General features: G+C 61.9%; 1 protein-coding gene. It reads left to right on the top strand.

Annotation, left to right across the window (positions count from 1 at the left end; translation table 11 throughout):
* Positions 1-247: flagellar filament capping protein FliD (gene fliD, locus AC5IJH_RS18655; protein ID WP_491904309.1), on the top strand; the 247-nt coding region annotated here is incomplete at both ends.

Genomic DNA, 247 nt, shown 5'->3' with positions numbered 1-247 from the left:
GGGCACCTCGCTCTCGACCGTCAGTCAGATCGGGATCTCGTTCAATAACGATGGCACGCTCAGGCTGAATAGCGACCAGCTCAGCACGGTGCTCGATAACAACTTCGCCGGGGTGCAGGCTTTTTTTCAGAACAGCAACGGCTTTGGGCTGAACCTCGCACATGCGGTGAGCGGGGCCGGCACGACCACGCCCAAAGGATTGCTGAGCCGCGCCAGCGAGGCCAACACCGCCGTGGAGACCAGCCTC

Origin of the sequence: Candidatus Dedyshia acidiphila (genome assembly GCF_051025295.1) — a bacterium.
Taxonomy (GTDB): Bacteria; Acidobacteriota; Terriglobia; order Terriglobales; family Acidobacteriaceae; genus KBS-83.
Note: the sequence above shows the minus strand (reverse complement) of the source record. Positions and strands in the feature narration are given on the sequence as shown.